Below are 13,342 nucleotides of genomic sequence, written 5' to 3' on the forward strand. Positions count from 1 at the left end.
CATTCCTCGGTACGGAACGGCCCTTCTGCTTATCCTGGCGAGCATGCTGACCATCACCCAGGCCCTCGTCGACCAGATCGTCGCCCACGCGCGCAAGGACCACCCCGACGAGGCGTGCGGCGTCGTCGCCGGCCCGGCGGGCTCGGACCGCCCCGAGCGCTTCATCCCCATGCTCAACGCGGCCATGTCGCCCACGTTCTACGAGTTCGACTCCGGCGACCTGCTCAAGCTCTACCGCGAGATGGACGACCGCGACGAGGAGCCGGTGGTCATCTACCACTCCCACACGGCCACCGAGGCCTACCCCTCGCGCACCGACATCTCCTACGCCAACGAGCCCGGCGCGCACTACGTCCTGGTCTCCACCGCCGACACCGACGGCGCCGGCGAGTTCCAGTTCCGCTCCTTCCGCATCGTCGAGGGCGAGGTCACGGAGGAGGAAGTCCAGGTCGTCGAGGCCTACTGAGGGCGTCTGAGCAGGGCGGTCTCACTCTCCGGCCCGAAAGCGTCCGCCATGTGGGATCACATTCCAGGACCCGGACCGGGAATCGATACGATGAGCCCATGGTTTTCCTTGACGTGAGCGAAAAGACGCCGGGCGATCTGCTCGTGGCGCGGCTGCACGTCGACCTGTGCAGGCTCGCCAGCGCCATCTGTTGACGCAGCACCCTGCCGCCGTACGGCCGTGAGCCGCGGCGCCGCACACACGCACCACCCCGCTGTTCCTGCGCTGCCGCGCGCCCCGATCGACTACTCCCGACAGGAGCCCTGAAGCCATGGCCATCGAGGTCCGCATCCCGACCATCCTCCGCACCTACACCGACGGTCAGAAGGCAGTGGAGGGCAAGGGAGACACCCTCGCCGAGCTCTTCACCGACCTCGAGACCCGGCACGCCGGCATCCAGGCCCGCATCGTGGACGGCGGTCAGCTGCGCCGCTTCGTCAACGTCTACCTGAACGACGAGGACGTCCGCTTCCTCGACGGCATCGACACCAAGCTGTCGGACGGCGACAACGTCACGATCCTGCCGGCCGTGGCCGGCGGCATGGTCTGATCGACCATGCGCTACGACTCGCCCCTGGCCGCGGTCGGCAACACCCCCCTGGTGTGCCTGCCGCGGCTGTCGCCGTCCGCCGACGTCCGCATCTGGGCGAAGCTGGAGGACCGCAACCCGACGGGATCGGTCAAGGACCGTCCGGCCCTGCACATGATCGAGCAGGCGGAGAAGGACGGCCGCCTGACGCCGGGCTGCACCATCCTCGAACCGACGTCCGGCAACACCGGCATCTCGCTCGCGATGGCGGCGAAGCTCAAGGGCTACCGCATCGTCTGCGTGATGCCGGAGAACACCTCGCAGGAACGCCGGGACCTGCTGGGCATGTGGGGTGCGGAGATCATCTCCTCCCCGGCGGCGGGCGGCTCCAACACCGCCGTGCGCGTCGCCAAGGAGCTTGCGGCCGAGCACCCGGACTGGGTGATGCTCTACCAGTACGGCAACCCGGACAACGCCGGCGCCCACTACGCCACGACCGGCCCCGAGATCCTCGCGGACCTGCCGTCGATCACCCACTTCGTGGCCGGACTCGGCACCACCGGCACCCTCATGGGCGTGGGCCGCTTCCTGCGCGAGCACAAGCCGGACATCCAGATCGTCGCGGCCGAGCCGCGCTACGACGACCTGGTCTACGGCCTGCGCAACCTCGACGAGGGCTTCGTCCCCGAGCTGTACGACGCGTCCGTGCTCACCACCCGCTTCTCGGTCGGCTCGGCCGACGCGGTCACCCGCACCCGCGAGCTGCTCCAGCAGGAGGGCATCTTCGCCGGGGTCTCCACGGGCGCCGCGCTGCACGCCGCGATCGGCGTCGGCAAGAAGGCCGTCAAGGCCGGGGAGCCCGCCGACATCGTGTTCGTCGTTGCCGACGGCGGCTGGAAGTACCTCTCGACGGGCGTCTACACGGCGGCCACCACGGAGGAGGCCATCGACACGCTCCAGGGCCAGCTCTGGGCGTAGCCGACGGCGAGAACCGACGACAAGGGGCTGGGGTCGACGACTCCAGCCCTTTCCCTTGTGCCGTGCTCAGCCCGCCAGGTACCGCACCTGGTCCCACAGCGCCGGATCCACCACGCCGACCCGCCGCCGGAACCCCCACACCGGGACCTCCCGCAGCTCGTCCGTCTCCAGGAAGCTCGCCCGGCCCTGCGTGTCACCGACCGACCCCGGAGGCAGCGGGATCACCCCGGCGCGTTCGGCGCGGAACCGGGTGGTGATCTTCGCGACCGTCGCGCGCTCCCCGCGCACCGCCAGCACCAGGCAGGGCCGGTCCTGGGTGCGGGCCTCGTCCTCGTAGGGCACGTCGGCCCACCAGATCTCCGCGGGCTGCGGCCGGCTCTCCGGCGTGAGCACCGGTGCCGCCGTGCGCCCCCGCCGGGCCGACGGCCGCCGCCCCCGGCCCCAGCCGTCGACGAGTGTGGCGATGAGCGCGAGCAGCACCACCGCGGCGAGCGCCAGCCACCAGGACGTGTCCATACTGAGACGTTACCGGCGCCGCCCCCGCCACGCGCCCTCCTCGCAGGGATCACTCCCGGCCCTGCCAGCCATACCGGTGACAGCACAGGTGAGTTCGCCCACAACAGGCCTTTGTGGAGGAGCTACCGGAGGTTTCGCGCCTTACCCTCGACGGACCGCACGACCCCCGACGCCCCTCTCCGACATTCCCGCCAGCGGAGGTTTCTGCTTCATGAAGCTCACCGTCGTCGGCTGCTCGGGGTCGTTCCCGTCCGCGGAATCGGCCTGCTCGAGCTACCTCGTCGAGGCCGACGGCTTCCGGCTGCTTCTCGACATGGGCAACGGTGCCCTGGGCGAGCTGCAGCGCCACTGCGGTCTCTACGACCTCGACGCGATCTTCCTCAGCCACCTGCACGCCGACCACTGCATCGACATGTGTGCGTACTTCGTCGCGCGCTACTACCGACACGACGGCGGCCGCTGCGACCCCCTGCCCGTCTTCGGCCCCGAAGGCACGGAACACCGGCTGACCACCGCCTACGCGGACACCCCCTCCGCCTCCTCCATGAGCGAGGTCTTCGACTTCCACACGGTCAAGCCGTCCACCTTCGAGCTCGGCCCGTTCACGGTGCACACCGAGCGGGTGGCCCACCCCGTGGAGGCGTACGGCATCCGGATCGAGCACGGCGGCCGGACGCTGACGTACTCCGGGGACACCGGCGTGAGCCCCGCCCTCGACGAACTCGCCCGCGACGCCGACCTGTTCCTGTGCGAGGCGGCGTTCACGCACGGCAAGGAGAACATCCCCGACCTGCACCTCAACGGCCGCGAGGCGGGGCAGACGGCGGCCCGGGCCGGAGCCCGGCGCCTGGTTCTCACCCACATCCCGCCGTGGACGGACCCCCAGGTCAACCTCGCCGACGCCCGCGAGGTCTACGACGGCCGGGTGGACCTGGCGGCGCCGGGTCAGACGTACGAGATCTGAGGCCCGACCCACGCGAAGGGGCCCCGGAACCGATCGGTTCCGGGGCCCCTTCACGTGTCAGCGGGCTACTTCGCCTCCGCCTTCCGCAGCTCGGCGAGTTCCTCGTCGGACTCCCGGCCCGGCGTGGGCAGGTTGAACTTGGTGATCGCGAAGCGGAACACCACGTAGTAGACCGCCGCGAAGCACAGACCGACCAGGGCCAGGCCCCACGGGTTGGTCGCGATGCCCAGGTTGAGGAAGTAGTCCACCGCGCCGGCCGAGAAGCCGAAGCCGTCCTTCATCCCCAGGGCCCAGGTCAGCGCCATCGAGACACCGGTCAGCACCGCGTGGATCGCGTACAGCACCGGGGCGATGAACATGAAGGTGAACTCGATCGGCTCGGTGACGCCGGTGACGAACGAGGTCAGGGCGAGGGAGAACATCATGCCGCCGACGACCTTGCGGCGCTCGGGCCGGGCACAGTGCACGATCGCCAGGCAGGCGGCCGGCAGGGCGAACATCATGATCGGGAAGAAGCCGGTCATGAACTGTCCGGCGCTCGGGTCGCCCGCCAGGAACCGGGCGATGTCGCCGCTCTTGCCCTCGTAGGTGCCGGCCTGGAACCAGGGGAAGGAGTTCAGCAGGTGGTGCATGCCGATCGGGATCAGCGCACGGTTGGCGACACCGAAGATGCCCGCGCCGACCGCGCCGGAGCCGACCAGCCACTCACCGAAGTTGTGCAGGCCCGTGCCGAGGACCGGCCAGATGTAACCGAAGACTATGCCGATGACCAGGCCCGCGAAGGCGGACAGGATCGGCACCAGGCGGCGGCCGCCGAAGAAGCCCGCCCAGTCGGGCAGCTTGGTCCGGTAGAACTTCTGGTAGAGCAGGGCCACGACGATGCCCATGACCACACCGCCCAGGACCTTGGCGTCCACGGGGGCGTCGACCATGACGACCTTGCCGTCGACCGCCGTGGCGACCTTCGGCAGGTTCTTGTCGGTGAAGGTGGCCAGCACGTTCTTGAAGACCAGGTAACCCACGACGGCGGCCAGGGCCGTGGAGCCGTCCGACTTCTTGGCGAAGCCGATCGCGATGCCCACCGCGAACAGCAGCGCCATGTTGTCGAGGATCGCGTTGCCGCCGGCCGCCATGAAGCCCGCGATCTTCGTGATGAAGGCGGGGAACGACTCGCGCCCGAGCATGTCGGTGTTGCCGAGTCGGACCAGCAGGGCGGCGGCGGGCAGCACGGCGACCGGCAGCATCAGGCTGCGGCCGATGCGCTGCAGGACGGCCATCACGGCCGAGCCTCTGCTCGGGCCCGCGGGCGCGGCTGTGTCTGTGGACATGAACTTCCTCCAGGGGGCACGGCGCCGCCCAGGAAGCATGCGAAGGGGGACGGCGGCGTCTCAAAGAAAGGGGAACGCGGACATCGCCGCGCGACCTCCACCGGTGAGTGGTGTAGACCAGTTGTAGCACGGTAGGCCGAACGAGTGGAACCCGCCAATTCCGCCCCCCGCGGCGATCACGCCTTGGCGCTGTCCTCCACGTCCTCCGCCGGCTCCCGCCCCGGAGTCCTCAGGTCGAACCTCGTGATCGCGAACCGGAAGATCACGTAATAGACCAGCGCGAAACCCAGCCCGACAGGGACGATCAGCCACGGCCGCGTGGCCAGATTCCAGTTGATGACGTAGTCGATCAGCCCCGCCGAGAAGCTGAACCCGTCATGCACCCCCAGCCCCCACGTCAACGCCATCGACACACCCGTCAGCAACGCGTGCACCACGTACAACGCCGGCGCGACGAACAGGAACGAGTACTCGATCGGCTCCGTGATGCCCGTGACGAACGACGTCAGCGCCACCGACAGCATCAGACCGCCGACCTCCTTGCGCCGCTCCGGCCGTGCGCAATGCGTGATCGCCAGGGCCGCCGCCGGCAGCGCGAACATCATGATCGGGAAGAAACCCGAGGTGAACTGCCCCGCGTCCGGGTCACCCGCCAGGAACATGTTGATGTCACCGTGCACCACCGTGCCGTCCGGCTTCGTGAACGAACCGAACTGGAACCAGATGGGCACGTTCAGGAACTGATGCAGCCCCACCACCAGCAACGCCCGGTTCGCCACCCCGAACACACCCGCGCCCCACGCGCCCAGACCACTCATCCAGTCGCTGAAACCCTCCAGCGCGTCACCGATCGGCGGCCACACCCACAGACACAACGCCGCGAACGCGATCGCCACGAACGCCATCAGAATCGGCACCAGCCGCCGCCCGTTGAAGAACCCGAGCCAGTCCACCAACCGCGTCCGGTGGAAACGCGCCCAGAAGAACGCCGCCAGCAGCCCCATCACGATCCCGCCGAACACCCCCGGATTCTGGAACGTGAACGCCGTCACCGCCCGGTCCCCGTCGGTCACCTGGCACCCCACGTTCGGCACCGCCACCGACCCCTCAGGGCACCCCTCCGGAAACTGCCGCAACACCGTGAAGTACACGAGGAACCCGGCCACCGCCGCCAGCGCCGTCGAACCGTCCGCCTTCTTCGCCATCCCGATCGCAACGCCCACGCAGAACAGCAGCGGCAACCCCAGCGAACTGTCCAGCAGCGCCCCGCCCGCCCCCACCATCACCTTCGAGACGTTCGTCCAGCCCAGCCCGTCCTCCCCGAACACATCCGGCTGCCCCAGCCGATTGAGGATCCCCGCCGCCGGCAGCACCGCGATCGGCAGCTGCAGACTGCGCCCCATCTTCTGCAAACCCTGGAACACCCGGTTCCAGCGCACCCGCGCCGGACCCTCGGCGGCCCCGGCGCCGGCAGAGCTGTCGGCACTCATTCCGGTCCCCTTCACCGAGAGACTTTTGTCGAGACACGGGCTCGTGGTGTAGACCAGTCGAACGCACGGTCGCGCAGACGTGACGCCATCCTTCGGCACACACGGCACGACCGCTCGCGAAGATGGGCCAACTGTGGGTTACTGCGACAAAGCGGTTCGGATCAGGGAGAACGAACATGGCCAGCAAGGCTGAGAAAATCGTTGCCGGGCTCGGCGGCATCGACAACATCGAAGAGGTCGAAGGCTGCATCACCCGCCTCCGCACCGAGGTCGTGGACCCCTCCAAGGTCGACGAAACCGCACTGAAGGCCGCCGGCGCCCACGGCGTCGTCAAGATGGGCAGCGCGATCCAGGTCGTCATCGGTACCGACGCCGACCCCATCGCGGCCGAGATCGAAGACATGATGTGAAGAGCGGGAATCGTGCCGGGCTTCACCCCTGACGGACCCTGACGCCACCCGACGTCACCCGCACGGGCCCCTCCCCACCGCGGAAGGGGCCCGTCCCGCACGTACGGATAGGCTCAGCGCCATGTCTCGAATCGACGGCCGCACCCCCCAGCAGCTTCGCCCCATCACCATCGAGCGCGGCTGGAGCAAGCACGCCGAAGGCTCCGTCCTCGTCTCCTTCGGCGACACCAAGGTCTTCTGCACCGCCTCCGTCACCGAAGGCGTCCCCCGCTGGCGCAAGGGCAGCGGCGAAGGCTGGGTCACCGCCGAATACTCCATGCTGCCCCGCTCCACCAACACCCGCGGCGACCGCGAATCCGTCAGGGGCCGCATCGGCGGCCGCACCCACGAGATCAGCCGCCTCATCGGCCGCTCCCTGCGCGCCGTCATCGACTACAAGGCCCTCGGCGAGAACACCATCGTCCTCGACTGCGACGTCCTCCAGGCCGACGGCGGCACCCGCACCGCCGCCATCACCGGCGCCTACGTCGCCCTCGCCGACGCCGTCGCCTGGGCCCAGGGCAAGAAGCTCATCAAAGCCGGCCGCAAGCCCCTCACCGGCACCGTCTCCGCCGTCTCCGTCGGCATCGTCGGCGGCGTCCCCCTCCTCGACCTCTGCTACGAGGAAGACGTCAAAGCCGACACCGACATGAACGTCGTCTGCACCGGCGACGGCCGCTTCGTCGAGGTCCAGGGCACCGCCGAAGCCGAACCCTTCGCCCGCGACGAACTGAACGCCCTCCTCGACCTCGCCGTCGCCGGCTGCGAAGAACTCGCCGCCCACCAGCGCACCGCCCTTGATACCGTCCTCGGAAAGTAAAGGGCACACCAAGAAGAGCGCTCGGTGCGGGCAACCGCGCCGAGCACACTCGCGTCTGAAGGAGTACGGGCGCACGGCTCATCCCTGTGCGCCCGGCCAGCCACGCGGGCCCGACCGGCCCCACCGAACGAGAGGGACCGCTCCATGGCCGCGAGCCGCCGACGCCGCACCGCAGCCGTCGCCGCCACCCTGGCGGCCATCGCGCTGACCGCCGGACTCACCACCGGCTGCGCCGCCGTCGACAAAGCACTGGACTGCGTCCAGACCGCCGACGCCATCGCCGACAGCGTCACCGAACTCCAGCAGGCGGTCGACAGCGCGGCCAACGACCCCACGCAGCTCGACGAGTCCCTCGACTCCATCGACAAGAACCTCGGCGACATCGGCGACAAGACCGACAACGCGGACGTCAGCAAGGCCGTCGACGACCTCAACAAGGCCGTCGACAACGTCCGCACGTCGATCAAGAACGGCGACGAGACACCCGACATCAGCCCGGTCACGGACGCGGCGGGCGAACTGACCAAGGTCTGCACGCCGTAACACCGCGCCGACTGGGCAGGGCATCTCATGTGCCGGGTTCCTGACGGTGGGTGCGTGCGGGTGTGCGGGGGCTGATCGCGCAGTTCCCCGCGCCCCTGACGGGGCGCGACTGCGCCCCGGCAATACTGGGGGCATGAGTCGCCTGATCCTCGCCACCCGCAACGCCGGGAAGATCACCGAACTTCGCGCCATCCTCGCCGAAGCCGGGCTGCCCCACGAACTCGTCGGCGCCGACGCCTACCCCGACATCCCCGACGTCAAGGAAACGGGCGTGACGTTCGCCGAGAACGCGCTCCTCAAAGCCCACGCCCTCGCCCAGGCCACAGGCCTCCCCGCCGTCGCCGACGACTCGGGCCTCTGCGTCGACGTCCTCAACGGCGCCCCCGGCATCTTCTCCGCCCGCTGGTCCGGCCACCACGGCGACGACAAGGCCAACCTCGACCTCCTCCTCGCCCAGCTCTCCGACATCGCCGACGAACACCGCGGCGCCCACTTCGCCTGCGCGGCGGCGCTCGCCCTGCCCGACGGTACCGAGCGGGTGGTCGAGGGACAGCTGCGCGGGGTGCTGCGCCGTGAGCCGGCCGGCACGGGCGGCTTCGGCTACGACCCGATCCTCCAGCCGGAGGGCGAGTCCCGCACCTGCGCGGAACTGACCCCCCAGGAGAAGAACGCGATCAGCCACCGGGGGAAGGCGTTCCGGGCGCTGGTGCCCGTCGTGCGTGAGCTGCTCGGCTGAAGTCTGGTGCGGCCGGAGGGACTCGAACCCTCACGGGAGTTACCCCACTGGGACCTAAACCCAGCGTGACTGCCAGTTCCACCACGGCCGCCTGGCGTTGCCCGGCCATGCTACTGGTCGGGCAACGTCCTCAGACTCCCAGGTCTTTGATGATCTTGGCGACGTGGCCCGTCGCCTTGACGTTGTACAGGGCCCGTTCGACCTTGCCCTCCTCGTCCACGACGATCGTGGAGCGGATGACGCCGACGACCGTCTTGCCGTAGAGCTTCTTCTCGCCGAACGCGCCGTAGGACTCCAGGACCCGCTTGTCCGGGTCGGCCAGCAGCGTGACCTCGAGGGATTCCTTCTCGCGGAACTTGGCCAGCTTCTCCGGCTTGTCGGGGGAGATGCCGATGACGTCGTAGCCCGCGCCCGCCAGCAGCTCCAGGTTGTCCGTGAAGTCGCAGGCCTGCTTCGTGCAGCCCGGCGTGAGGGCGGCCGGGTAGAAGTACACGATGACCTTGCGGCCCTTGTGGTCCGACAGGGACACCTCGGTGCCGTCGGCGTCGGGCAGGGTGAAGGCGGGGGCCACGTCCCCCGGCTGGAGTCGCTCGCTCATCGGACCAGCGTAACCGGGGGTCGGGGCAGTGCGACGGGCCGTGGAGCTGACAGACTGTCCGGCACAGGCTTCACACCGACTTCGAAAGGCGACACGGTGGCGGACACGGCGGACACCAGGACCCCGGCGCAGATCGAGGCGGACATCAGGCGCCGCCGCGCGACCCTGGCCGAGACCCTCGACGAGATCGGGGTGCGGGTGCACCCGAAGACGATCGTCGGGGATGCCAAGGCCAAGGTGGCTTCGAACATCGACCACACCCTCGGGCGGGCCTACGTGGGGGTCAACAAGGCCGTCACCGACGTGCGGGCCCGGTTCGTGGACGAGGACGGCGCGCCCCGGCTGGAGAGGGTCGTGCCGGTGGCGCTCGTCGTCGTGGGCGTGGTCGGGCTGCTCGCGGTCAGTGCGCGGCGGCGCAAGGGCTGACCCGACTGCGGACGTTCGCCGGGAAGACAGGTAGGTTTCAGGGCGTGAGCGCCAAGAGAAACGAGCACAGCACCCATCCCGACAAGCTGCCCATCCGGATGTTGCACGACCGGGTCCTCGTGCGGCAGGACACCAGCGAGGGCGAGCGGCGTTCCGGCGGTGGCATTCTGATCCCCGCCACGGCGGCGGTCGGCCGGCGGCTGGCGTGGGCCGAGGTCGTGGCGGTGGGGCAGAACGTGCGGACTGTGGAGGCGGGTGACCGGGTGCTGTTCGACCCGGAGGACCGGGCCGAGGTGGAGGTGCGGGGGATCGCGTACGTGCTGATGCGCGAGCGTGATCTGCACGCGGTGGCCGCGGACCGGTTCGAGGGTGCCGAGGACTCGACGGGCCTTTACCTGTAGGACCGGCGGCAGTGGAAAGGGGCTGGTGACCCGGGTCACCGGCCCCTTCGCCGTGTCGTGCGGCTTTGCTACGTTGGAGGGACCCCCGACGAGACGCGCCGTACCGGGATCAAGGCAAAGACGACGCACCTTCACCGTCAGCCCGTTTCCGAAAGGTGCCCGTCATGGCCTGGGTTCTGCTCGTCGTCGCCGGTCTGCTCGAGGTGGGGTGGTCGGTCGGCATGAAGTACACCGACGGCTTCACGCGTCCGGTGCCCAGTGTCCTCACGGGTGCCGGGATCGTCGCGAGCATGCTGCTGCTGTCGCAGGCGGCGAGGACCTTGCCCATCGGGACCGCCTACGGCGTGTGGGTGGGCATCGGTGCGGCCGGGGCGGCGGTGTTCGGCATGGTGGTGCTGGGGGAGCCGGCGACCGCCGCCCGGATCTTCTTCGTGTGCCTGCTGCTGGTCGCCGTGGTGGGGCTGAAGGCGACCAGCGGGCACTGAGCGGGCGTCGGGCTATTCGCGGCGGGCGCCCTGCGGGACGACGCCCCAGCCGGGGCCGGTCGGGCCGCCTGTCGCGCCGCCGTCGCTCGCGTCGCCGCCTCCGCCGTCCGTCGCGCCGCCGTCGGTGGTCCCGCCGTCGGTCGTGCCGCCGTCGGTGGTTCCGCCGTCCGCGGTGCCGCCGCCGGTGGGGGACTGGCCGTCGGTGCCGCCGTCGGTGGTGCCGCCGTCGGTCTGGCCCTCGGTCTGGCCTTCGGGGGCGCTGGGGGACTGTTCGGGGGTCTGGGTGGCGGTCTCCTCGCCACCGGTGGTCGTGCCGCCGTCGGTGGTGCCGCCGGTGGTGGGGTCGGCCGGGGCCTCGCTGCTGGGGGCCTGCGAGACGTCGGCGCCGGGCTGGAGCCTGAGGTCGAACTCCTTGGCGGGCTTGCCCTTGAGGGCGTCCTGGGTGAACTGGGTCCAGATCTCGGCGGGTGCGCCGCCGCCGTTGATGCGGGGCAGGCCCATGACGCCGTACAGCGACTTGTGGGCGGCGGTGACCGGGTCCTGGCCCATGACGGAGACGACGGTGGCGAGGTCGGGGGTGTAGCCCGCGAACCAGGCGGCCGTGTCCTCCTCGGCGGTGCCGGTCTTGCCGGCGACGGGGCGGCCGGCGGCCTGCGCGGCGGAGGCCGTGCCGTTCTGGACGACGCTCCGCAGCATCGAGGTGGTGGTGTCGGCGGCCTCGCGGCTCACGGCCTGCCGGGTGCGCCGGGCGGGCAGGTCGATGGGCGTGCCCTCCTTGGTGACCTTCTCGACCATGGTGTAGGTGCCGTGCCGGCCGTGGTTGGCGAGGGTGGCGTAGGCCTCGGCCATGTCGAGGACGCTGGCGGTGGCGGTGCCGAGCGCGATGGCGGGGCCGTCGGCGAGGTCGGGGGTGCTTTCGGGGACGCCCAGGTCGATCGCGGTCTGCTTGACCTTGGCGGGGCCGACGTCGGCGGCCATCTGTGCGTAGACCGAGTTGACGGAGCTGTCGGTGGCCTCGGTGACGGTGATGTCGCCGTAGGAGTGCTGGTCCTCGTTCTCGGGGGCGTAGGGGTCGCCGGTCCAGCCGCGGACGGGGCGCTTGTTGGTGCCGTCGTAGATGGTGTTCGGGGTGATGACGCGGCCGTCCTGGGTCTCGGAGTGGTTCTCGACGGCCGAGGTGAACACGAACGGCTTGAAGGTGGAGCCGACCTGGAAGTCCCTGCGGGTGGCGTTGGGGGTGTACTGCTTGACGTAGTCGATGCCGTTGTACATCGCCACGACCTTGCCGGTCCTGGGGTCGACGGAGGCGCCGCCGGCGCGGACGTAGGTGTCGACCTTGTTCTTCTTGTCGAGCTTGGACATCAGCTTGTCGTTGACGGCCTTCACGAACGCGTCCTGCTTGCCCTTCTGCAGGGTGGTCGTGATGCGGTAGCCGCCGGCGTCGAGCTTGCTCTCGTCGATGATCTTGTTCTGGACCAGGTAGTCCTTGACGATCCGCACGATGTAGCCGCGCTGTCCGGACATGCCGGTGGAGAGGGTGGACTCCTTCGGCATGGGGAACTTCATGCCGGTCCGCTCGGACTCGCTGAGCCAGCCCTTCTTGACCATGCCGTCCAGGACGTAGTTCCAGCGGGACTCGGCGGCCCCCCGGTTCTCGGGGTGGGCGACGACGTCGTACTGGCTGGGGGCGTTGACGAGCGCGGCGAGGTAGGCGGCGCGGGCCGGGTCGAGGTCCTTGGCGTCCTTGCCGTAGTAGGCCTGGGCGGCGGCCTGGATGCCGTAGGCGTTGCGGCCGAAGTAGCTGGTGTTGAGGTAGCCCTCGAGGATGTGGTCCTTGCTGACCTCGCGGTCCAGCTTGATCGAGATGAAGAACTCCTTGGCCTTGCGCGTGACGGTCTGGTCCTGGCGCAGGTAGTAGTTCTTCACGTACTGCTGGGTGATGGTGGAGCCGGACTGCTTGCCCTTGCCGAGGGCGGTGTTCCAGGCGGCGCGGACCATGGCCTTGGGGTCGACGGCGGACTCGGTGTAGAAGTCGCGGTCCTCGGCGGCCAGGATGGCGTGCTGGGCGTCCTTGGAGATCTGCGGGAGGGTGACGTTCTCCCGGTTGACCTCGCCGTCGCGGGCGATCACGGAGCCGTCCGCGTAGAGGTAGACGTTGGCCTGCTTGGTGGCGAGCGCGTTGGCGGGCGGGATCTGCACCAGCGAGTAGCCGAGGAAGAAGCCGCCGACCAGCAGGAGCCCGGCGACGATGAACGCGCCGAGCGTCATGCGCCAGGTCGGGATCAGCCGGCGCCAGCCGGTCCGCTTCGGTTTCCCGGCCGCGGTGGCCGCGGGCGTGCCCGGGTCGCCGCCGGCGTCCGCCTGCGGCTTGCTCGGTGCCCAGCCCGGGTTCGGCTGCTGCGGCTGAGGCTCGTCACTCATGTCGTGCACGGACTCCTGTTTCGCGTCGTACGTCGTTCCCGTACGTCTCTGCTCGCTCTTGTGCCCCTGGGATGAAGACTGTCCCATTCGTTGATCAGTTCCCTGATCGAGGGCCGGGCTGTGAGGCGTGTGGTGCGGTGGGCCGTGTGCGGG

At 69.7% G+C, this 13,342-nt stretch carries 17 protein-coding genes, 1 tRNA gene and 1 riboswitch; of the genes, 12 read left to right on the forward strand and 6 right to left on the reverse strand.

Annotated features, from left to right (window positions below):
* Positions 1-43: 43 nt before the first annotated feature.
* The 4 genes from AC0665_RS05320 (at position 44) to AC0665_RS05335 (ending at position 2,012) form a co-directional block, all read left to right on the forward strand.
* Positions 44-466, forward strand: a complete 423-nt coding sequence (locus tag AC0665_RS05320; protein ID WP_031140077.1) for a M67 family metallopeptidase — start codon at positions 44-46, stop codon at positions 464-466.
* Between the two features lie 98 nt (positions 467-564).
* Positions 565-660, forward strand: coding sequence for a putative leader peptide (locus AC0665_RS05325; protein ID WP_363122001.1), 96 nt, complete (start codon positions 565-567; stop codon positions 658-660).
* A 116-nt stretch (positions 661-776) separates the two neighbouring features.
* Positions 777-1,055 (forward strand): MoaD/ThiS family protein, encoded by a 279-nt coding sequence (locus tag AC0665_RS05330; protein WP_363122002.1) that lies wholly within the window; start codon positions 777-779, stop codon positions 1,053-1,055.
* Between the two features lie 6 nt (positions 1,056-1,061).
* Positions 1,062-2,012: a PLP-dependent cysteine synthase family protein gene (locus AC0665_RS05335; RefSeq protein WP_468409606.1), complete on the forward strand. Its 951-nt coding sequence runs from the start codon at positions 1,062-1,064 to the stop codon at positions 2,010-2,012.
* Between the two features lie 66 nt (positions 2,013-2,078).
* Here the strand turns inward: AC0665_RS05335 and AC0665_RS05340 are convergent, their stop codons facing one another.
* Positions 2,079-2,528 carry a type II toxin-antitoxin system PemK/MazF family toxin gene (locus AC0665_RS05340; RefSeq protein WP_468409604.1) on the reverse strand — a complete coding sequence of 150 codons (450 nt, stop codon included), beginning with the start codon at positions 2,526-2,528 and terminating at the stop codon, positions 2,079-2,081.
* Between the two features lie 211 nt (positions 2,529-2,739).
* Between AC0665_RS05340 and AC0665_RS05345 the strand changes: the two genes are divergently transcribed.
* Positions 2,740-3,492, forward strand: coding sequence for an MBL fold metallo-hydrolase (locus AC0665_RS05345; RefSeq protein WP_363122005.1), 753 nt, complete (start codon positions 2,740-2,742; stop codon positions 3,490-3,492).
* A gap of 65 nt (positions 3,493-3,557) precedes the next feature.
* Here the strand turns inward: AC0665_RS05345 and AC0665_RS05350 are convergent, their stop codons facing one another.
* Together AC0665_RS05350 and AC0665_RS05355 are read right to left on the reverse strand one after the other, a co-directional pair.
* A complete protein-coding gene (locus tag AC0665_RS05350) occupies positions 3,558-4,820 on the reverse strand; it encodes a PTS transporter subunit EIIC (protein ID WP_478704464.1) in 1,263 nt (420 codons plus the stop codon).
* Positions 4,821-4,996: 176 nt separating this feature from the next.
* Positions 4,997-6,310 (reverse strand): PTS transporter subunit EIIC, encoded by a 1,314-nt coding sequence (locus tag AC0665_RS05355; protein ID WP_478508085.1) that lies wholly within the window; start codon positions 6,308-6,310, stop codon positions 4,997-4,999.
* Positions 6,311-6,486: 176 nt separating this feature from the next.
* On the opposite strand from AC0665_RS05355, the gene AC0665_RS05360 reads away from it, so the two are divergent.
* The 4 genes from AC0665_RS05360 to rdgB all read left to right on the forward strand — a co-directional run bounded on the left by AC0665_RS05360 (position 6,487) and on the right by rdgB (position 8,858).
* Positions 6,487-6,720 carry a PTS sugar transporter subunit IIB gene (locus tag AC0665_RS05360; RefSeq protein ID WP_363122008.1) on the forward strand — a complete coding sequence of 78 codons (234 nt, stop codon included), beginning with the start codon at positions 6,487-6,489 and terminating at the stop codon, positions 6,718-6,720.
* 121 nt (positions 6,721-6,841) lie between these two features.
* Positions 6,842-7,579, forward strand: a complete 738-nt coding sequence (gene rph, locus AC0665_RS05365; protein ID WP_468409596.1) for a ribonuclease PH — start codon at positions 6,842-6,844, stop codon at positions 7,577-7,579.
* A gap of 144 nt (positions 7,580-7,723) precedes the next feature.
* Entirely contained in the window at positions 7,724-8,122 is a 399-nt protein-coding gene (locus AC0665_RS05370) for a hypothetical protein (protein WP_468409594.1), read from the forward strand.
* A gap of 133 nt (positions 8,123-8,255) precedes the next feature.
* Positions 8,256-8,858: an RdgB/HAM1 family non-canonical purine NTP pyrophosphatase gene (gene rdgB, locus AC0665_RS05375; RefSeq protein WP_468633315.1), complete on the forward strand. Its 603-nt coding sequence runs from the start codon at positions 8,256-8,258 to the stop codon at positions 8,856-8,858.
* Positions 8,859-8,862: 4 nt separating this feature from the next.
* Here rdgB and AC0665_RS05380 read toward each other — a convergent pair.
* Both AC0665_RS05380 and bcp read right to left on the reverse strand, forming a co-directional pair.
* Positions 8,863-8,949 (reverse strand) — tRNA-Leu (locus AC0665_RS05380).
* Between the two features lie 39 nt (positions 8,950-8,988).
* Positions 8,989-9,456 (reverse strand): thioredoxin-dependent thiol peroxidase, encoded by a 468-nt coding sequence (gene bcp, locus AC0665_RS05385; RefSeq protein WP_468409586.1) that lies wholly within the window; start codon positions 9,454-9,456, stop codon positions 8,989-8,991.
* Between the two features lie 96 nt (positions 9,457-9,552).
* Here bcp and AC0665_RS05390 point away from each other — a divergent pair, with 96 nt between their 5' ends.
* The 3 genes from AC0665_RS05390 (at position 9,553) to AC0665_RS05400 (ending at position 10,768) form a co-directional block, all read left to right on the forward strand.
* Positions 9,553-9,882 carry a DUF3618 domain-containing protein gene (locus AC0665_RS05390; protein ID WP_363122014.1) on the forward strand — a complete coding sequence of 110 codons (330 nt, stop codon included), beginning with the start codon at positions 9,553-9,555 and terminating at the stop codon, positions 9,880-9,882.
* A 44-nt stretch (positions 9,883-9,926) separates the two neighbouring features.
* Complete coding sequence (locus AC0665_RS05395; protein WP_031140106.1) at positions 9,927-10,283, forward strand: GroES family chaperonin; 357 nt, start codon at positions 9,927-9,929, stop codon at positions 10,281-10,283.
* A 62-nt stretch (positions 10,284-10,345) separates the two neighbouring features.
* Positions 10,346-10,413: riboswitch (guanidine-III (ykkC-III) riboswitch) on the forward strand.
* 34 nt (positions 10,414-10,447) lie between these two features.
* Positions 10,448-10,768, forward strand: coding sequence for a DMT family transporter (locus AC0665_RS05400; RefSeq protein ID WP_356447652.1), 321 nt, complete (start codon positions 10,448-10,450; stop codon positions 10,766-10,768).
* 12 nt (positions 10,769-10,780) lie between these two features.
* Here the strand turns inward: AC0665_RS05400 and AC0665_RS05405 are convergent, their stop codons facing one another.
* Positions 10,781-13,189, reverse strand: coding sequence for a transglycosylase domain-containing protein (locus AC0665_RS05405; protein WP_478601952.1), 2,409 nt, complete (start codon positions 13,187-13,189; stop codon positions 10,781-10,783).
* Positions 13,190-13,342 lie beyond the last annotated feature (153 nt).

Source organism: Streptomyces sp. NPDC043685 (assembly GCF_056436585.1).